We start from the raw sequence: 17,147 nt of genomic DNA, 5'->3' as shown, positions 1-17,147 counted from the left end.
TCAGCCGGCGAAATCGGGTTGCTGCAGCAGCGCCTGCGCCAGTCGCGGGTCTTCCAGCTTGCCGGCCCACCACTGCAGCGCCTTGCCCCGGTTGCTGGTGCGCCAGGCCACCTTGAAGTTGCCCGGGGCGCGCACCTCGACGGTCTCGCGCACCTGCAACACGCCGCTTTCGATATGGGGCTGCGCCATCGGCGCCGGCAACCAGCCGCAGCCGAGGCCCCGGATCTGCGCTTCCATCTTGTCGCGCATGGTCGGCACCACCAGCACGTCCTGGCCGGCCAGCACGCCGTGGGTGCGCGCGGGCAGGTTGCGCGAGGTATCGCCCACCGCGACGATGCGGTGCCTGGCGATCTGGATGGTGGTGAGCGGGCCTTCCTCGGTCGCCAGCGGGTGGTGCGCCGCCACCGCGAACACGAACGGCACCGTGCCCAGCGGCCGGATCTGGAAGCCTTGCGTGCTCGGCGCATCGTAGGCGCCACCGATTACCAGGTCGGCACGGTTGCTGACCAGCGCGTCCCAGGCGCCGCCCAGCACTTCCTTGGCAAAGCGCAGCCGCGTGGCGGTGTTCTCGGCATAGAAGTCATGGATCACCGGCAGCAGCGCGCGGAAATTGATCAGGTCGTCGACCACGATGGTCAGCGTGGCTTCCCAGCCGGTGGCCAGCCGCTTGACGCGGCGCGCCAGGTCGTCGGCGGCGTGCAGCAGGTGGCGGCCTTCGTCGAGCAGCGCGCGCCCGGCCGGGGTCAGTTCGGCGCGGTGGCGGCGCCGGTCGAACAGCAGCACGTCCAGGTCTTCTTCCAGCTTGCGCACCACGTAGGTCAGCGCGGAAGGCACCTTGCCCATCTCGTGGGCGGCGGCGGCGAAGCTGCCCTTGCGTTCGATGGCGTCCAGGACTTCAAGGGATTCGAGTGAGAGTGGCATATTCAGAAATTCTGAATGAGTGCTTCTAAGGCGGTCCCCGTAAATATACGCCTGGCGGCCTAAACTTCCTAGCATCAACAACGAAACACATGCCGCCAAACGGTTGCAAGCAGTTCCGATGCCGGTGGCGACACGGAAACAGGCCAAGGAGGGCCATCAAAATGATTGAAATCAGAAAGTCTGCAGAGCGCGGTTATGCGGATCACGGCTGGCTGAAGTCCTATCATTCCTTCTCGTTTGCCGACTACTACGATCCGCAGTATGTGCAGTTCGGGCCGCTGCGCGTGATCAACGAGGACCGCGTCGCGCCGGGCATGGGCTTCGGCACGCATGGCCACCGCGACATGGAGATCATCAGCTACGTGCTCGAAGGCGAGTTGGCGCATAAGGACAGCATGGGTAATGGCAGCGTGATCCGGCCCGGTGACGTGCAGCGCATGAGCGCCGGCACGGGTGTGCGGCACTCGGAGTACAACCACGCGGCGCACGACACCACGCATTTCCTGCAGATCTGGATCATGCCGGCGCAGAACGGCATCGAGCCGGGCTACGAGGAAAAGCACTTCGAGCCGGCTGACAAGCGGGGCAAGCTGCGCCTGGTGGCCAGCCAGGACGGCGCCGACGGTTCGGTAGTGGTGCACCAGGACGTGCGTCTGTACGCCGGGCTGTTCGACGGCGAAGAGGCGGCCACGCTGGCCCTCGCGCCGGGACGCCGCGCCTATGTCCATGTAGCGCGTGGCCGTGTGCTCGTCAACGGCAAGGCGCTGGAAGCGGGCGATGCGGCCAGGCTGGAGTCGGTCGGCGAGGTCGCGCTGTCTGGTGGCGATGACGCCGAGGTGCTGGTGTTCGACCTGCCCTGACCAACACCACGCCAATTTGATCCGGAAAATCTTGCCCGCCCACCGGCGGGCTTTTGCTTTTTGTGTCGCAACGGGTAGGGTCAGGTACCGCTGTGCTATCTTCTCGCTATGCATTGCGCCTGCACCGGCACATCGGGCAGGCGCGCCCCTTGGAACACCCGTACCAAGATGACCTTTGTTTCTATTCTCCTGGCGCTGATCGCCGAGCAATTCCGCGCCCTGGGCCGCAACAACCCGATCTACGAGATCGTGCGCGCACTGGGCGACCGCGCCGAGCACGCCTTCGACACCGGCCGCCCCCGCGATGCCGCGCTGGCCTGGTTCACCGTCGTACTGCCGCTGACGCTGGCCGTGGTCGTGGTGCATTACCTGCTGGCTTCGATCAGCGTGGCGCTGACGCTCGCCTGGAACGTGCTGGTGCTGTACATGACGCTGGGCTTCCGCCAGTTCAGCCACTACTTCACCGACATCCACGAGGCACTGAACCGCGACGACGTCCATACCGCGCGCACGCTGCTGCATGAGTGGACCGGTATCGACACGGTCGAGATGCCGGTCACCGAGATCGTGCGGCACACGCTGGAAGCGGCGATCATCGCCGTACACCGGCATGTGTTCGGCGTGTTCTTCTGGTTCCTGGTGCCGATCGGTCCCGGCGGCGTGGTGCTGTATCGCGTCGCGGAATACCTCGGCCGCCACTGGAACGAGCCGTCGACCGAACGCAGCCCCGCGCTGGGCCGCTTCGCCGCGCGCGCGTTCTACCTGCTCGACTGGATCCCCTCGCGCCTGACCGCGATCGGCTTTGCCATCGTCGGCAATTTCGAGGATGCGGTGTACGCGTGGCGCAACCATGCGCGCAAGTGGAACGATGCGGTCAACGGCATCCTGCTTGCCAGCGGCGGCGGGGCACTGGGCGTGCGCCTGGGCACGCCGCTGGCCGAGGACGACTCTACCGTGGTGCTGCGCGCCAGCGTGGTCGGCCCGGCGATCGACTACGCGCCAGGCATGGAAGAAGACAACGGTCCTGAGCCATCGGCGCCGGAATTCGGTGCCGAGCCGGGCGTGCGCACGCTGCAGTCCGCCGTTGGCCTGGTATGGCGCGCGGTGGTGCTGTGGATGCTGCTGCTCGCCATGCTGTCGCTGGCGCTCTGGGTGGGCTGATACCTGCGTATGTGAAAGCGGCCGCTGGCGTTAGTCGCGCGCCGCGCCACAACGCCAGCAGGCGCCGAATTGCGCCTCATGCCATTCGTGGCAATGCCGGCATTGCCAGCTTGGACCCGGTACCGGGTTGGCCGCCGCATTGAGCGCGGCCCACGCCTGCGCCTCCATCTCGTCATCGACCAGCCAGACCTGCGGCGCGCTTTCCCGGAACGGAATTTCACCGGTGGCGCCGCCCAGCCAGGTATTGCGCAGTTCCGCCCGGATGCCGGCCGCCCGCAGGACGTTCTGGCAATGGGCGGCGTGGACGAGAGAGGTGGCTGACAGTAGCAGTTTCATGGCGGCGCACCGGTTACCCAGGTGCACTTACCTTACCACGGTGCCAGTAGCGATTCAGCACCGGCTCACCACGGCTTCTGCTGGCTGGATTCGTGCAGCAACTGCGCGTAGAGCTGGTGGCGGCGCTCGGCAATCTCGCCCGATGCCACCGCGGCGAGCACGCCGCAGCCGGGTTCGTTGGTGTGATGGCAGTTGTAGAAGCGGCACTCGGTCAGGCGTGGCCGGAACTCCGGGAAAGCGCGTTCCAGCATGCCTTCGCTCAGGTGGTACAGGCCGAATTCCTGGAAGCCGGGCGAATCGATCAGCGCGCCCAGGCGGCCGTCGACCGTGCCCCAGTCCGCCGGCAGGTGGTACAGCCGCGTGAACGTGGTGGTGTGCTTGCCGGAATCGAGCTTGGCCGAGATCTCGCGCGTCTGCGCGTCCACCCCGGGGATCAGCAGGTTCAGCAGCGATGACTTGCCCATGCCCGACTGGCCGATCAGGATGCTGGACAGCCCCGCCAGCCGCGGCTGCAGCGCATCCAGCGCCTGCTCCGGATTGGCGCGCACCGACAGCTCCAGCGTGTCGTAGCCCAGTTCGCCGTACAGCGCCAGGCGGCGGCGCGCCTCGTCCAGCCGATCGGGCAGGTCGGTCTTGTTGAGCACGATCAGCGGCCGGATATCGAGCGCCTCGGCCGACACCAGCGCGCGGCCCAGCAGGTCTTCGGAGAAGCCCGGCTCGGTCGCCAGCACGATGATGACCTGGTCGATATTGGCCGCCAGCAGCTTGGACTTGAACTGGTCCGAGCGATGCAGCAGGTTCTTGCGCGGCGAGACCCTGGTGATCACGCACTGGTCCGCGGCGGCGCGCTCGACGCCGACGTGGTCGCCCACGGCGCTGTCGCTCTTCTTGCCGCGCGGGAAGGCATGCATGCGCGTGCCGTCGGCCAGTTCGACCACGTAGTGGCGGCCGTGCGCGGCGATGATCAGCGCGGGTTCGGTGCTTGTGCCGGTATTGGCGCCGCCGGCAGTGCGGTGTCGCGTGGTGCGGCTCATGCGTGCGCCAGCAACCGGTCGATCCGCTGCGCGGCGGGCGGATGCGAGTAGTAGAAGGCGCTGTAGAGCGGGTCGGGCGTGAGCGTCGAGGCGTTGTCCTTGTACAGCTTCACGAGTGCCGACACCAGGTGGCCGGCATTGGTCTGGTCGGCGGCGAAGGCGTCGGCCTCGAATTCATGGCGGCGCGACGACTGGCTCGACAGCGGGCCGAGCAGGAAGGTGAACACCGGCAGCGTCAGGAAGAACAGCACCAGCGCCAGCGCGTGGTTGGATACGCCCAGGTTGGGCGCCACGCCCAGGCCGGTATAGAACCACGTGCGGGTGGCCAGCCAGCCCAGCAGCGCCAGGAACACCAGGCTCAGTGCAAAGGTGACGACGATGCGCTTGGCCACGTGGCGGCGCTTGAAGTGGCCGAGTTCGTGCGCCAGCACCGCCTCGATCTCGTCGCCCGACAGGCGTGCCAGCAGCGTGTCGAAGAAGACGATGCGCTTGGCCGCGCCGAAGCCGGTGAAGTAGGCATTGCCGTGCGCGCTGCGCTTGCTCCCGTCCATCACGAACAGGCCCTTGCTGGCAAAGCCGCAGCGCTGCATCAGGCCCTCGATGCGCTGGCGCAGCGATTCGTCGTTGAGCGGCTCGAACTTGTTGAACAGCGGCGCGATAAAGGTGGGGAACACCACCAGCAGGAACAGGTTGAAACCCATCCACACCAGCCACGTCCACAGCCACCACAGCGAGCCGGCGCCCTCCATCAGCCACAGCACCGCCAGCAGCAGCGGCAGGCCCAGCACGCTCGCGACCGCCAGCATCTTGACCATATCGGCCAGCCACAGGCCGAAGGTCATCTTGTTGAAGCCGAAGCGCTCCTCGATGCCGAACTGGCCGTAGAGCGAGAAGGGCAGGTCGACCAGCCCGCCGATCACCGCCACGCTGGCCACCAGCGCCACGCCATATGCATAGCCGGGGCCGAAGGTTTCCAGCCAGAGCTGGTTGAGCCACTGCAGCCCGCCCAGCATGGTGAAGCCGATCAGCACCGCGGCGCCGGCCAGCACCTCGAGCATCGACAGCCGGGTGCGGGCGATGGTGTAGTCGGCCGCTTTCTGGTGCGAGGCGAGGGTGATGGTGTCGGCAAAGCGCGCCGGCACCGCGTTGCGATGCTGTGCCACATGGCGCACCTGGCGCGCGGCCAGCCAGAGCTTGGTCAGCACCATCAGCACCAGCGCGGCGAGGAAGACAATCGTGAACATCGGCAAGAGCCTTGGGACGGATATGCGAGAATTATAAGTTGTTCGCGTCCGCCTCCGCCGCGGCCGCCTTTCTGAAATCCTTTTTCCGCAGTCCCGATGACAACCCACGCCACCGCCAAATCCGTCAAAAGCGAAAACAACCTGATCTGGCTGGACATGGAAATGACCGGCTTGCAGCCGGATACCGACCGCATCATCGAGGTGGCGGTCGTCATTACCGACTCCGAACTCAACATCCTGGCCGAAGGCCCGGTGCTGGTGATCCACCAGAGCGATGCCGTGCTCGACGGCATGGACAACTGGAACAAGGGCACCCACGGCCGCTCCGGCCTGATCGACAAGGTCAAGGCGTCCACGCTGACCGAGGAACAGGCCGAGGCCGAACTGCTGGCCTTCCTCAAGCGCTGGGTGCCCGCAAACAAGTCGCCTATGTGCGGCAACTCGATCTGCCAGGACCGCCGCTTCATGGCACGCTACATGCCCAAGCTGGAGGCGTTCTTCCACTACCGCAACCTGGACGTGTCCACGCTCAAGGAACTGTGCAAGCGCTGGGAGCCGGTCATCCACAAGGGCTTCGTCAAGCGCCAGCTGCACACGGCGCTGGCCGACATCCTGGAGTCGGTGGAAGAGCTGCGCTACTACCGCACGCACTTTATCCGTCACACGCCGCCGGGCGCCCCGGCTGCCGATACTCCGGCTGCTGACACCCCGGCTGCCGACACGCCCGCGCAATAAGCCGGGTTCCCGGCCTCCGATAACAACAACCAACCACCACCGACGGGGCGCGCGCTGACCGGGACACCCTCCCGGGCACTTCCCGTCGAGCCTGCCATGTTCGAGCGCATCGTTTCCATCATCACGCCGGTCATCCTGATCATCCTGGTCGGGTGGCTGTACGGGCGCAAGGCCCATCCGGACATGGCCGGCATCAACCGCGCCACGCTCGATGTGATCGCGCCGCTGCTGGTGGTGTCGGCCTTCGTCAGCAAGGAGTTCGTGCTGGCCGACCAACTGGTGCTGCTGGTCTGCGCGGTGGCGGTGGTGCTGGGTTCCGGCGTGCTGGCGTGGGGGGCGGCGCGGCTGCTCAAGGTCGATCCGCGCACCTTCGTGCCGCCGATGATGTTCAACAACTGCGGGAACATGGGTTTGCCGCTGTCGGTCTTTGCCTTTGGCCACGCCGGGCTGGCGCCGGCGGTGGCGCTGTTCGCGGCGTCAAACCTGATGCACTTCACCCTCGGCCTGAAGATCGTCAACCGGCATGCGTCGATGGCGCAGATCGCGCGTAACCCGATGGTGCTGGCCACGGTGGCCGGCGTCGGGCTGTCGCTGGCGCGTCCCTGGTTCACGTTGCCGGACCCGGTCTACCAGTCCATCAAGCTGCTGGGCGATGCCACCGTGCCGCTGATGCTGTTCGCGCTGGGCGTGCGGATGAAGGACGTGAGCCTGCGCAACTGGGGCATGGGGGTGGTGGGCGCGGCGGCATGCCCGCTGACGGGGATCGCGGTGGCGCTGGTGCTGGCGCAGTGGGTGCCGTTGACGGAACTGCAGCGCGGGCTGCTGTTCGTATTCGCAGCGCTGCCGCCGGCGGTGCTGAATTTCCTGATTGCCGACCATTTCCGGCAGGAGCCCGACCAGGTGGCGTCGATCGTGCTGCTCGGCAACATTGCCGCGGTGGTGTTCGTGCCGGTGGGGTTGTACCTGGGATTGCGCTGAAGCGCAGGAGAGGGCTGCCGCCGGCAGGCGCCGGCGGGCAGCATCCTTGACTTACGCCGCGGGCTTGGCGCGCACCGCGTTCTTCGGCCGCCAGGCCTTTACCACGGCCTCGTCGGTTTCCATGTAAGGGCCGCCGATCAGGTCGATGCAATACGGCACCGCAGCAAAGATGCCTTGCACGACCGGCTTGCCGTCGGCATCGCGCAAGCCTTCCAGCGTCTCGCGGATGGCGCGCGGCTGGCCGGGCAGGTTGACGATCAGCGCGGCGCGGCTGGCGGTCTCGCGGATCACCGCCACCTGGCGCGACAGGATCGCGGTCGGCACGAAGTGCAGGCTCACTTGCCGCATCTGCTCGCCGAAGCCCGGCATTTCCTTGGTGGCCACCGCCAGCGTGGCCTCCGGCGTGACATCGCGCCGCGCCGGCCCGGTGCCGCCGGTGGTCAGCACCAGGTCGCAGCCAGCCACGTCCACCAGCTCGATCAGCGTACGCGAGATCTGCGCCTGCTCATCGGGAATCAGCCGCTCCACCGCCTGCCACGGCGAGGTCAGCGTGCGCCCAAACCACTCGCGCAGCGCCGGGATGCCTTCGTCCTGGTAGGTGCCGGCCGAGGCGCGGTCCGAGATCGAGACGAAGCCGACGACGAGTTCGTCGGGATGGTTGCGGGACACCGGCTGCGTGGACTGCGTGGTCTGGGTCATGCCTCGGGCTCCGGGGAAGGGGCTGCGTCGCTGGATGCAGCGCCGTCCTTGGCGTCGAGCGCTGCCTTGATGGCCTGGAACAGTTCGCGGAAGTAGCGCGGCGGCCTGGCCTGCTCCTTCTCCTTGCGTGCGTTGCGGATGATATTGCGCAGCGACTGGACGTCGGCGACCGGGTGCTCGCCGAGAAACCGCGTCAGCGCCGCGTCATCGGCGAGCAGCAGCTCGCGCCAGCGTTCGATCAGGTGCATGCGCGCGGTTTCGGCCTTGCTGGTGCCCTTGAAGCCTTCCAGCGCCGCGCGGATCGCCTCGACCTCGTCGTCGTCGAGGCCGCGCATGACCTTGCCCACGAACTGCATCTGGCGGCGCTTGCCTTCATGGCTGGTGATGCGGCGCGCCTGGTGGATGGCGTCGGCCAGCGCTTCGGGCATGGGCACGCGCGCCAGCCGGTCCTTGGCCAGGCTTTCCAGCTCGGCGCCAAGATCCTGCAGGGCGGTCATGTCGCGCTTGCGCTGCGACTTGCTTTTTGGTTCGTCGTCTTCGGGCTCCGGCGAGAATGCGCCGGGGAAGCGCGAGCCTTGGGAATTACGGGAATTTCGCGTCATGACCGGCATTTTATCTTGCTATGATTGCCCCTTGGACTTTTGATGACCCCCAGGCACGGATCCCACATGGACCAGATCGCAGAACAGACCGCGCATTTCACCTACACCCAGGCCCAGCTCAGCGAGATGGCCGCCGATGTGCTGCGTGTGGCACGCGAGCTGGGCGCGACGGACGCTGCCACGGAGATCTCCGAAGGCAGCGGCCTGTCCGTATCGGTGCGCAAGGGGCAGGTGGAAACCATCGAGCAGAACCGCGACAAGGTGGTCGGCGTCACGGTGATGATCGGCAAGCGCCGCGGCAACGCCAGCACCTCGGACTTCTCGCCGGCCGCGCTGCGCGCCACCGCCGAGGCGGCCTACAACATCGCCCGCTTCACCGCGGAAGACGAGTGCGCGGGCCTGGCCGAGGAACAACTGCTGGAGCGCTCGCCGCAGGACCTGGACCTGTTCCATCCCTGGGCCATCGATGCCGAGGCCGCCATCGATATCGCCACCCGCGCTGAGGCCGCCGCCTTCGCGGTGTCGCCGCGCATCCGCAACAGCGACGGTGCCAGCGTGTCGGCGCAGCATTCGCAGTTCGTGCTGGCAACCACGCGTGGTTTCTCGGGCGGCTATCCGTATTCGCGCCATTTCATCTCGTGCGCGCCGATCGCCGGCAGCGGCAGTGGCATGCAGCGCGATGACTGGTACTCGTCCAAGCGCTCGCCGCTGGCACTGGCCAACCCCGAGGACATCGGCCGCTATGCCGCCGAGCGCGCGCTGGCGCGGCTGCAGTCGCGCAAGCTGTCCACGCGCCGCTGCCCGGTGCTGTTCGAGGCGCCGCTGGCCGCCGGCCTGCTCGGCGCCTTCGTGCAGGCGGTGTCGGGCGGCGCGCTGTACCGCAAGTCCACCTTCCTGTGCGATACGCTGGGCAAGGCCGTGTTCGCGCCGCACGTGCAGATCCACGAGCAGCCGCACACCCCGGGCGCGATGGGCAGCGCCCCGTTCGATGAGGAAGGCGTGCGCACGCGCGAGCGCGACGTAGTCCTCGACGGCGTGGTGCAGGGCTACTTCCTGTCGACGTATTCGGCGCGCAAGCTCGGCATGCAGACCACCGGCAACGCCGGCGGCTCGCACAACCTGACGCTGCACAGCAACCTGACCGAGCCCGGCGACGACTTCCCGGCGATGCTGCGCAAGCTCGGCACCGGCCTGCTGGTGACCGAGCTGATGGGGCAGGGCGTCAACTACGTGACCGGCGATTATTCGCGCGGCGCCTCGGGCTACTGGGTCGAGAACGGCGTGATCCAGTACCCGGTGGAGGAAATCACCATCGCCGGCAATATGGCCGAAATGTTCCAGCAGATCGTCGCCATCGGCGCCGATTCGCTGATCCGCGGCACCAAGGAAACCGGCTCGATCCTGATCGAGCAGATGACCATCGCCGGCAACTGATCAGAGACTGACAGATGCGCGAGCCGCCTTCGGGCGGCTCGTTTTCGTTTATGCCACGAACTACGCCACGAATTATGCGAGGAACATGCGGTAAGCCGCGTTGTCGCTGACTTCCTGCCACGGATAGCCCAGCGTGGCCAGCCGCTCGCGGAACGCCTGCGCCTGGCCGTCGGCCACCTGGATGCCGGCCAGCACCGAGCCCGTATCGCCGCCCTGGTTCCGGTAGTGGAACAGGCTGATGTTCCAGTCCGGCGCCAGCGCCGACAGGAAGGCCATCAATGCTCCCGGCTTCTCGGGGAATTCAAAGCGGAACAAGCGCTCGCCGCGCGCCAGCGGCGAGCGGCCGCCGATCATATGCCGGACATGTTCCTTGGCCACCTCGTCGGCGGTCAGGTCGATTGACGGGAAGCCATCGGCGTGCAGCGTGTCCAGGATCTCTGCCGCCTCGCCGGGTGCGCGCAGCTGCATGCCGACAAAGACGTGCGCGGTCTTCGCATCGGCAATGCGGTAGGTGAATTCGCTGATCTGCCGGTCGCCCATCCGATCTCCCAAACGGGCGCACAAGCGCCGGAACGCGCCGCAGGTCTCGGGCAGCGTCACGCCGAACATGGCTTCGCGCGCATTGCCGAGCTCGGCGCGGTCCGCGACAAAACGCATGCGCTCGAAGTTGATATTGGCGCCGGAGGTGACCGCCACCAGTGTCTGGTTGCGCAGGCCCTCGCGCGCCGCATACTGCTTGGCCGCGGCTACCGCCAGCGCGCCGGCGGGCTCCAGCACGCTGCGGGTGTCCTCGAAGACATCCTTGATCGCCGCGCACAGCGCGTCGGTATCGACGGTGACGATCTCGTCCAGGTAGCGGCGGCACAGCCGGAAGGTCTCTTCGCCGACCAGCTTGACCGCGGTGCCGTCCGAAAACAGTCCCACTTCCTCCAGTTCGACGCGCCGTCCCGCGCGGACCGATTGCGCCATCGCGCATGAGTCTTCGGTCTGCACGCCGATGACCTTGATCTCCGGCCGCACCGCCTTGACGTAGGTGGCCACGCCCGCGGCGAGGCTGCCGCCGCCGATCGGCACGAAGATCGCGTGGATGGGGCCGCGGTGCGTGTTGAGGATTTCCGCCGCCACCGTGCCCTGGCCCGCTATGACATCGGGGTCGTCGAATGCCGGGATAAAGGTCAATCCTTGTTCCGCCTGCAGTTGCATCGCGTGGCGGTAGGCATCTGTATAGGAGTCGCCGGCCTGCACCACCTCGACAGTCGGACCGCCGTGCGCACGCGCCGCATCGACCTTGACCTGCGGCGCCGTGGTCGGCACTACGATCAGCGCGCGCACGCCGAGGCGCGCCGCGGACAGCGCCACGCCTTGCGCATGATTGCCCGCCGAGGCGGTGATGACGCCGCGCCGCAGTGCCTCGGGGCTCAGGTGTGCCATCTTGTTGTAGGCGCCGCGCAGCTTGAAGGAGAACACCGGCTGGGTGTCTTCGCGCTTGAGGTAGACCTGGTTGTGCAGCCGCGCGGACAGGTGCCTGGCAAAGTCCAGTTCGGTCTCGCGCGCCACATCGTAGACGCGCGCGGTCAGAATGCGCTTCAGGTAGTCGTGCTGGTCGGACGCGGCTGAGGTGGCGACTTCGGTGGCGACTTGGGTGGCGACTTCGGCGGTGGCTTCGGCAGTGGCCTGCATGGGGTGGCTCCGGGATTCGTTGTCGATTGCCCTGGAGCCGGAAAACAAAACACCCGCCTGCAGGGCGGGTGTTTGCGGAAAACTGGTTCTGGACGCGCGCTAACCCACCATTCGGAGAATGGTGCGAATAATTCGCGCGATGGGGAAGCGACGGCGGTCCATGGGCCAGACTTTGGGCGATGCGGCGGGATTTGTCAATGCCGCCGGCATCGGCTCAAGACTCTTCCGAAGGCGGCCGATCGTAGGTGACAAACGCATAGTCGAAGCCGTTGGCCTCGGAATGATGCGTCTCGCGCGCGGTTTCCAGCCATTGCGTGCGGTCGATGGGCGGGAAGAAGGCGTCGCCTTCCACGTCGGCATCGATCTCGGTCACGACCAGACGGTCGGCGCAAGGCATCGCCTCGGCATATAGCTGCGCGCCGCCGATCAGGAAGATCTGGTCGACGCCCACGCACAAGCGCTGCGCGTCTTCCAGCGACGTTGCTACCTCTGCGCCTTCGATGCGCAGGTCCGGATTGCGGCTGACCACGATATTGCGCCGGCCGGGCAGCGGGCGGCCGATCGAGTCCCAGGTCTTGCGGCCCATGATCACCGGCGCGCCCATGGTGGTGCGCTTGAAATGCGCGAGGTCTTCCGGCAGGCGCCATGGCAGCGTGTTGTCGCGGCCGATGGTGCCGTTGCGGGCCTTCGCGACAACCAGGGTCAGGATCGTCATACGGCCACCGGTGCCTTGATGGCGGCGTGCGACTGGTAGCCGTCCAGCTGGAAGTCTTCGTAGCGGTAGTCGAAGATGCTGTCGGGCTTGCGCAGGATCTTCAGCTGCGGCAGCGGCAGCGGCTCGCGCGCCAGCTGGGTCTGCACCTGCTCGAAGTGATTGTTGTAGATATGGCAGTCGCCGCCGGTCCAGATGAAGTCGCCCACTTCCAGCCCGGCCTGCTGCGCGATCATGTGCGTCAGCAGCGCATAGCTGGCGATATTGAACGGCACGCCAAGGAAGATGTCAGCGCTGCGCTGGTACAGCTGGCACGACAGCTTGCCGTCGGCCACGTAGAACTGGAAGAACGCGTGGCAGGGCGGCAGCTTCATGCGTGGGATATCGGCCACGTTCCAGGCCGACACGATCAGCCGGCGCGAGTCCGGGTTGGCGCGGATCTGCGCCATCAGGTCGGTGATCTGGTCTATATGGCGGCCGTCCGGCGCGGGCCACGAGCGCCACTGCGAGCCGTACACCGGGCCCAGTTCGCCATTCTCGTCGGCCCATTCGTCCCAGATGCTGACGCCGTTTTCCTGTAGCCAGCGCACGTTGGTCGAGCCCTGCAGGAACCACAGCAGTTCGAGGATGATGGACTTCAGGTGGAGCTTCTTGGTGGTGACCACCGGAAAGCCTTCGCGCAGGTCGAAGCGCATCTGGTAGCCGAACACCGAGCGCGTGCCGGTGCCGGTGCGGTCGGCCTTGTCGGTGCCATGCTGGTACACATGGCGCATGAAGTCGAGATACTGTTTCATCGGCGCGGGGCAGGGGATGTGACGCGGGCGCTGGACCCGCAAAGCAGGCATTTTAAAGCAAGAAGGGCCGCCCCCTCGGGCAGCCCTTCTCGCAGGTGGTCCAGGGCTCGCGGCCCTGGCGCGGCGGCAAGCCTTAGTGGCTGCCGGCCGGCTCTTGCTGCACGCGGCGCTTCTGCACCAGGTAGCCGCCACCGAGTACGCCGCCGATGATCAGCACATACAGGCCCCAGTTGACCACCGGGTTGGCCTCGAAGAAGGCCTTGACCAGCGGCTCGTGCACGATCATCTTGACCGCGGTGAACGCCAGCACGCCCGCGCCCACGTAGATGATGGCCGGGAAGCGGGACATCAGCTTGAGCACCAGGCTCGAGCCCCACACCACGATGGGGATGCTGATCAGCAGGCCCAGCACCACCAGCAGGAAGCTGCCGTGCGCGGCGCCGGCCACGGCCAGCACGTTGTCAACGCCCATCACCGCGTCGGCGATGATGATGGTCTTCATCGCGCCCCACAGGGTCGCGGCGCCCGAGCCGTGCCCTTCTTCGCCGCTTTCGTCGGAGAGCAGCTTGTAGGCGATCCAAACCAGCGCCAGGCCACCGACCAGCAGCAGCCCGGGGATCTTCAGCAGCCAGACCACGCCGATCGTCATGGCCGAACGCACCACCACGGCACCGATGGTGCCCCAGATGATGGCCTTCTTTTGCAGGTGCGGGGGCAGGTTGCGTGCCGCCAGTGCGATCACGATGGCATTGTCGCCGGCCAGCACCAGGTCAATGACGACGATCGACAGCAGGGCCGTCAGGAACTGCATCGTGAACAGATCGGTAAACCACTCCATGAACTCTCCTCAGGGTACATAACAGCGCTAATGCGCACGTCTAACGTTGGTTCGCCTGGATTCGCGGAGCACGGGAGCGTGGGGGCGCCTTTGCAAACCATGAAGTCCAGGTTGCAAAGGTCTTGCTCGACCACAGGCGCGGTATGCGCGCCGGCGGTCAGCACAACCGGGGACGTGGATCCCGGAATGACGATTGTGCTAAGGGCTTCAGGCCCCGGAGCTACTCCCCTTTGAGGGTCGCGGGCCGCTGAGGCCGCGCTGGGCGGGATTATAAACGAACTGTTGCTGGAGTGGCACATTGGGGGAGATACCGACTAAAGCTGCGGCGTGTGCCGCATCGTGCCCGTCCGGGCATGCAACGGTGCGCAATCCGCCGGATGGTCCTATCCTTGAAGCTCGGCTCCGCCTGATGCGCCCCGGACAGCACAGGGGCGGGTTGCAGAGACCGGCGCGCACGACATCCACCGCGCGGCCTTGGGGAATACGCAGTGAAGCAGTGACCATTCGCGACCACACAAGGAAACGTCATGCCGGCTGTCCCGAACCCGCCGAACGCCTCCCCGCAATCCATCCCCCAGAATCTTTCCCGCAACCACCACCATAACGGCCATGCCGTGTCGCCAGCGCCCGGCGCCCAGCCCGCACTGGTGGCGCTGGCCAACGGCCATGCGCACCGCCCGCCGCCACAGCCCGAGTTCGTGCAGCAGTATCGCGAGGAGAGCGGCGCCCTGCGCCAGCAGGTGCTGGCCGGGCTGTGCGCCGAGCCGGCGGCGATCAGTCCCAAGTTCTTCTACGACGTGCTCGGCTCGCGCCTGTTCGAGGCCATCACCGACCTGCCCGAGTACTACCCGACGCGCACCGAGGCGGCCATCTTTGCCAGCGCCGCCCCCGCCATCGCGGCACGGGCCGGCAGCGGCTGCGTGCTGGTGGACCTGGGCGCCGGCAACTGCGAGAAGGCGGCGCGCCTGTTCGGCAGCCTGCGGCCGGCGCAGTACGTGGCACTGGATATCTCGGTCGACTTCCTGCGTGCGACGCTGTCATCGCTCCAGCAGCAACATCCTGGCATCCCGATGCTGGGGTTGGGCGCCGACCTGTGCGCACCGTTCGACCTGCCGCGCAACGTCAGGCGCGGCCGGCGGCTGTTCTTCTACCCCGGCTCGAGCATCGGCAATTTCTCCCCGATGGAAGCGCTGGCGCTGCTGCAGCGGATGCGCGGCGCGGCGGGGCGGGGCGATGGCGTGCTGATCGGCGTCGACCTGCACAAGGACGAGGACGCGCTGGTGTCCGCTTACGACGATGCGCTGGGCGTCACGGCCGCCTTCAACCGGAACATGCTGCGCAACGTGAACCGGATCGTGGGCACCGACTTCGTGCTGGCGGACTGGCGCCACGTGGCCAGCTTCGACCGCGAGGCTTCGCGCATCCAGATGCATCTGGAGGCGTGCCGCGACGTGCGTGTGCAGTGGGAAGGTGGCGCGCGCGAGTTCCGCACGGGCGAGCGCATCCATACCGAGGACTCGTACAAGTACAAGCCGGCCGACTTCGCCCTGCTGCTGGAAGCCGCGGGCTTCGAGGATCCGGTCTGCTGGACCGATCCGCGCGGCTGGTTCGCGGTGTTCCACGCGCGCGGCTGAGTTCCGCCGGTCGTCCCGGTCCGCGCCCGGGCAGGGCTGGAAGGTGGTGTCATAATGGCCGCACCGGCGTGCGCTGCAGGCCTCACGCCGATGCGGCCGTTGCCTGTCCACCCCATTTCCCTGCGCGGATCTACCGATGAGCGGCTTTCCCATGCTTCCCGATCTTTATTTCACCGGCGGCAAGGCGGCATGGTCCGACCCGCGCCGGCTGCCGCGCGAAGGCCTGGCGCAGGCGCTGGTCGAGACGCGCAACCGCACGCTAGGGTGGCTGGCCCCGTTCGGCCAGACCCGCCGTGCCTGGGACGTGCCGCGCCAGTACGATGCCGATCCGCCATTGTGGACGCTGGGTCATGTCGCCTGGCATGCCGAGTGGTGGTGCCTGCGTGGCGTGCGCCAGGTCGACCGCGGCGGGGTGCCGGTGCCGGTGGCGTCCGATCCTTCCCTGCTCGACGGCGCCGATGAATGGTTTGATCCCGACCGCATCGGCCCCGATGAGCGCTGGGAAGTCACGCTGCCCGATGTGGCCGTGGTCAAGCGCTATGCCGCCGATGTGCTCGACGGCGTGCTGCGCCGGATAGCGCTGTTGCCCGACGACAGCGACCTGACCCTGTATCCGTACCGCCGCGCGCTGCTCCATGAAGATGCGCAAGGCGAGGGGCTGGCCGCGCTGCTGCAGGCGCTGGGCATGGCGCCCACGGAATCTGCGCCTGCCCTCGGCAGCGCCCGGCCGGCGGGGCAGGGCGGCACGCTGCAGTTCCCGGGCGGGCGCTTCACGCTGGGCTGGTGCGAGGCGGACGGGTTCGCCTGGCCCGACGAACTGCCGCCGCAACCTACTTATGTGCCGGCCTTCGAGATGGATGTCGCGCCCGTCAGCAACGCGCAGTTCCTGGAATTCATCGAAGACGGTGGCTACGAGCGGCCCGCGTGGTGGTCGGTGTCGGGCCGCCAGTGGCTGATGACGCAGGAGCGCTCGGTTCCGCGCTACTGGTCGCGCCACCCGGAGTCGCGCCAATGGATGATGGAGCGCTTCGGTACGCTGCGCACGCTCAACCCTGACGAGGCGGTGCGCCACGTGACGCTGTTCGAAGCGCAGGCGTGGTGTAGCTGGGCCGGCCGGCGTCTGCCGGCGGAATCGGAATGGGAGCTCGCGGCCACACAAAACCGCGGGCTGCAGTGGGGGGCCTTGCGCGAGTGGACAGCGACGCCGTACGAGCCCTATGCGGGCTTCACCGCGGCGCCGTCGGACGGCGAGTTTGTCGGCCGCTTCGGCACGCACCAGGCGGTGCGCGGCGTATCGTTCGCCAGCCCGTCGCGGCTGCGCCATGCGCGGGCGCGCTGGGCACTGCTGCCGGAGGATGACCTGGCGTTCGTCGGGTTCCGTACCTGCGCGCTGTAGCGCGCTCCAGCGTCTCCACGCGCGCATGCAAAAAGGGCACCCGTGGGTGCCCTTTTTGCTGCTGGAGGCAAGGTGCGCTCAGCGCACCG

General features: G+C 67.2%; 17 protein-coding genes. 7 read left to right on the top strand and 10 right to left on the bottom strand.

Annotation, left to right across the window (positions count from 1 at the left end; all coding sequences use genetic code 11):
- Positions 1 to 921, bottom strand: coding sequence for a LysR family transcriptional regulator (locus CTP10_RS11920; RefSeq protein WP_116320877.1), 921 nt, complete (start codon positions 919 to 921; stop codon positions 1 to 3).
- Positions 922 to 1,082: 161 nt separating this feature from the next.
- Here CTP10_RS11920 and CTP10_RS11915 point away from each other — a divergent pair, with 161 nt between their 5' ends.
- Together CTP10_RS11915 and CTP10_RS11910 are read left to right on the top strand one after the other, a co-directional pair.
- Positions 1,083 to 1,781: a pirin family protein gene (locus CTP10_RS11915; RefSeq protein ID WP_116320878.1), complete on the top strand. Its 699-nt coding sequence runs from the start codon at positions 1,083 to 1,085 to the stop codon at positions 1,779 to 1,781.
- A gap of 168 nt (positions 1,782 to 1,949) precedes the next feature.
- Entirely contained in the window at positions 1,950 to 2,942 is a 993-nt protein-coding gene (locus CTP10_RS11910; protein ID WP_116320879.1) for a CobD/CbiB family protein, read from the top strand.
- A 30-nt stretch (positions 2,943 to 2,972) separates the two neighbouring features.
- On the opposite strand, the gene CTP10_RS11905 is transcribed toward CTP10_RS11910, so the two are convergent.
- From CTP10_RS11905 to CTP10_RS11895, 3 genes are all read right to left on the bottom strand, one after another.
- Positions 2,973 to 3,278, bottom strand: coding sequence for a putative signal transducing protein (locus tag CTP10_RS11905; RefSeq protein ID WP_116320880.1), 306 nt, complete (start codon positions 3,276 to 3,278; stop codon positions 2,973 to 2,975).
- A gap of 65 nt (positions 3,279 to 3,343) precedes the next feature.
- On the bottom strand, positions 3,344 to 4,312 hold the full coding sequence (gene rsgA / locus CTP10_RS11900) for a ribosome small subunit-dependent GTPase A (protein ID WP_116320881.1): 969 nt from the start codon (positions 4,310 to 4,312) through the stop codon (positions 3,344 to 3,346).
- Positions 4,309 to 5,556, bottom strand: a complete 1,248-nt coding sequence (locus CTP10_RS11895) for a M48 family metallopeptidase (RefSeq protein ID WP_116320882.1) — start codon at positions 5,554 to 5,556, stop codon at positions 4,309 to 4,311. The genes rsgA and CTP10_RS11895 overlap by 4 nt, the downstream gene beginning before the upstream one ends.
- Positions 5,557 to 5,652: 96 nt before the next feature.
- Here CTP10_RS11895 and orn point away from each other — a divergent pair, with 96 nt between their 5' ends.
- Complete coding sequence (gene orn, locus CTP10_RS11890) at positions 5,653 to 6,291, top strand: oligoribonuclease (protein ID WP_116320883.1); 639 nt, start codon at positions 5,653 to 5,655, stop codon at positions 6,289 to 6,291.
- A gap of 96 nt (positions 6,292 to 6,387) precedes the next feature.
- The gene (locus CTP10_RS11885; protein WP_116320884.1) at positions 6,388 to 7,269 is read left to right on the top strand and encodes an AEC family transporter; all 882 of its coding nucleotides are present in this window, start codon (positions 6,388 to 6,390) and stop codon (positions 7,267 to 7,269) included.
- A 51-nt stretch (positions 7,270 to 7,320) separates the two neighbouring features.
- On the opposite strand, the gene mog is transcribed toward CTP10_RS11885, so the two are convergent.
- Together mog and yjgA are read right to left on the bottom strand one after the other, a co-directional pair.
- Positions 7,321 to 7,968 carry a molybdopterin adenylyltransferase gene (mog, locus tag CTP10_RS11880; RefSeq protein WP_116320885.1) on the bottom strand — a complete coding sequence of 216 codons (648 nt, stop codon included), beginning with the start codon at positions 7,966 to 7,968 and terminating at the stop codon, positions 7,321 to 7,323.
- Entirely contained in the window at positions 7,965 to 8,579 is a 615-nt protein-coding gene (yjgA, locus tag CTP10_RS11875; protein WP_116320886.1) for a ribosome biogenesis factor YjgA, read from the bottom strand. The genes mog and yjgA overlap by 4 nt, the downstream gene beginning before the upstream one ends.
- A gap of 57 nt (positions 8,580 to 8,636) precedes the next feature.
- On the opposite strand from yjgA, the gene pmbA reads away from it, so the two are divergent.
- Entirely contained in the window at positions 8,637 to 10,004 is a 1,368-nt protein-coding gene (pmbA, locus tag CTP10_RS11870; protein WP_116320887.1) for a metalloprotease PmbA, read from the top strand.
- A 72-nt stretch (positions 10,005 to 10,076) separates the two neighbouring features.
- On the opposite strand, the gene ilvA is transcribed toward pmbA, so the two are convergent.
- From ilvA to CTP10_RS11850, 4 genes are all read right to left on the bottom strand, one after another.
- On the bottom strand, positions 10,077 to 11,684 hold the full coding sequence (ilvA, locus tag CTP10_RS11865) for a threonine ammonia-lyase, biosynthetic (RefSeq protein ID WP_116320888.1): 1,608 nt from the start codon (positions 11,682 to 11,684) through the stop codon (positions 10,077 to 10,079).
- A gap of 214 nt (positions 11,685 to 11,898) precedes the next feature.
- Positions 11,899 to 12,399: a dihydrofolate reductase gene (locus CTP10_RS11860; RefSeq protein ID WP_116320889.1), complete on the bottom strand. Its 501-nt coding sequence runs from the start codon at positions 12,397 to 12,399 to the stop codon at positions 11,899 to 11,901.
- Positions 12,396 to 13,190: a thymidylate synthase gene (locus CTP10_RS11855; RefSeq protein ID WP_116320890.1), complete on the bottom strand. Its 795-nt coding sequence runs from the start codon at positions 13,188 to 13,190 to the stop codon at positions 12,396 to 12,398. Before CTP10_RS11855 ends, CTP10_RS11860 begins: the two co-directional genes overlap by 4 nt.
- A gap of 133 nt (positions 13,191 to 13,323) precedes the next feature.
- Complete coding sequence (locus CTP10_RS11850; RefSeq protein WP_116320891.1) at positions 13,324 to 14,028, bottom strand: TerC family protein; 705 nt, start codon at positions 14,026 to 14,028, stop codon at positions 13,324 to 13,326.
- 527 nt (positions 14,029 to 14,555) lie between these two features.
- Between CTP10_RS11850 and egtD the strand changes: the two genes are divergently transcribed.
- Together egtD and CTP10_RS11840 are read left to right on the top strand one after the other, a co-directional pair.
- Positions 14,556 to 15,662 (top strand): L-histidine N(alpha)-methyltransferase, encoded by a 1,107-nt coding sequence (gene egtD / locus CTP10_RS11845; RefSeq protein ID WP_116320892.1) that lies wholly within the window; start codon positions 14,556 to 14,558, stop codon positions 15,660 to 15,662.
- Between the two features lie 136 nt (positions 15,663 to 15,798).
- Entirely contained in the window at positions 15,799 to 17,058 is a 1,260-nt protein-coding gene (locus tag CTP10_RS11840; protein ID WP_116320893.1) for an SUMF1/EgtB/PvdO family nonheme iron enzyme, read from the top strand.
- Positions 17,059 to 17,147: the final 89 nt, after the last annotated feature.

Source organism: Cupriavidus sp. P-10 (genome assembly GCF_003402535.2).
GTDB lineage: Bacteria > Pseudomonadota > Gammaproteobacteria > Burkholderiales > Burkholderiaceae > Cupriavidus.
This window is presented reverse-complemented; position numbering and strand designations above follow the sequence as displayed.

Excerpts from the sequence above, each read along its gene's own strand:
- orn (WP_116320883.1), top strand. The coding sequence starts at position 5,653 with ATGACAACCCACGCCACCGCCAAATCCGTCAAAAGCGAAAACAACCTG.
- yjgA (WP_116320886.1), bottom strand. The coding sequence starts at position 8,579 with ATGCCGGTCATGACGCGAAATTCCCGTAATTCCCAAGGCTCGCGCTTC.
- CTP10_RS11855 (WP_116320890.1), bottom strand. The coding sequence starts at position 13,190 with ATGAAACAGTATCTCGACTTCATGCGCCATGTGTACCAGCATGGCACC.
- ilvA (WP_116320888.1), bottom strand. The coding sequence starts at position 11,684 with ATGCAGGCCACTGCCGAAGCCACCGCCGAAGTCGCCACCCAAGTCGCC.
- CTP10_RS11920 (WP_116320877.1), bottom strand. The coding sequence starts at position 921 with ATGCCACTCTCACTCGAATCCCTTGAAGTCCTGGACGCCATCGAACGC.
- pmbA (WP_116320887.1), top strand. The coding sequence starts at position 8,637 with ATGGACCAGATCGCAGAACAGACCGCGCATTTCACCTACACCCAGGCC.
- CTP10_RS11850 (WP_116320891.1), bottom strand. The coding sequence starts at position 14,028 with ATGGAGTGGTTTACCGATCTGTTCACGATGCAGTTCCTGACGGCCCTG.
- rsgA (WP_116320881.1), bottom strand. The coding sequence starts at position 4,312 with ATGAGCCGCACCACGCGACACCGCACTGCCGGCGGCGCCAATACCGGC.
- egtD (WP_116320892.1), top strand. The coding sequence starts at position 14,556 with ATGCCGGCTGTCCCGAACCCGCCGAACGCCTCCCCGCAATCCATCCCC.
- CTP10_RS11905 (WP_116320880.1), bottom strand. The coding sequence starts at position 3,278 with ATGAAACTGCTACTGTCAGCCACCTCTCTCGTCCACGCCGCCCATTGC.
- CTP10_RS11895 (WP_116320882.1), bottom strand. The coding sequence starts at position 5,556 with ATGTTCACGATTGTCTTCCTCGCCGCGCTGGTGCTGATGGTGCTGACC.
- CTP10_RS11915 (WP_116320878.1), top strand. The coding sequence starts at position 1,083 with ATGATTGAAATCAGAAAGTCTGCAGAGCGCGGTTATGCGGATCACGGC.
- CTP10_RS11910 (WP_116320879.1), top strand. The coding sequence starts at position 1,950 with ATGACCTTTGTTTCTATTCTCCTGGCGCTGATCGCCGAGCAATTCCGC.
- CTP10_RS11840 (WP_116320893.1), top strand. The coding sequence starts at position 15,799 with ATGAGCGGCTTTCCCATGCTTCCCGATCTTTATTTCACCGGCGGCAAG.
- CTP10_RS11885 (WP_116320884.1), top strand. The coding sequence starts at position 6,388 with ATGTTCGAGCGCATCGTTTCCATCATCACGCCGGTCATCCTGATCATC.
- CTP10_RS11860 (WP_116320889.1), bottom strand. The coding sequence starts at position 12,399 with ATGACGATCCTGACCCTGGTTGTCGCGAAGGCCCGCAACGGCACCATC.
- mog (WP_116320885.1), bottom strand. The coding sequence starts at position 7,968 with ATGACCCAGACCACGCAGTCCACGCAGCCGGTGTCCCGCAACCATCCC.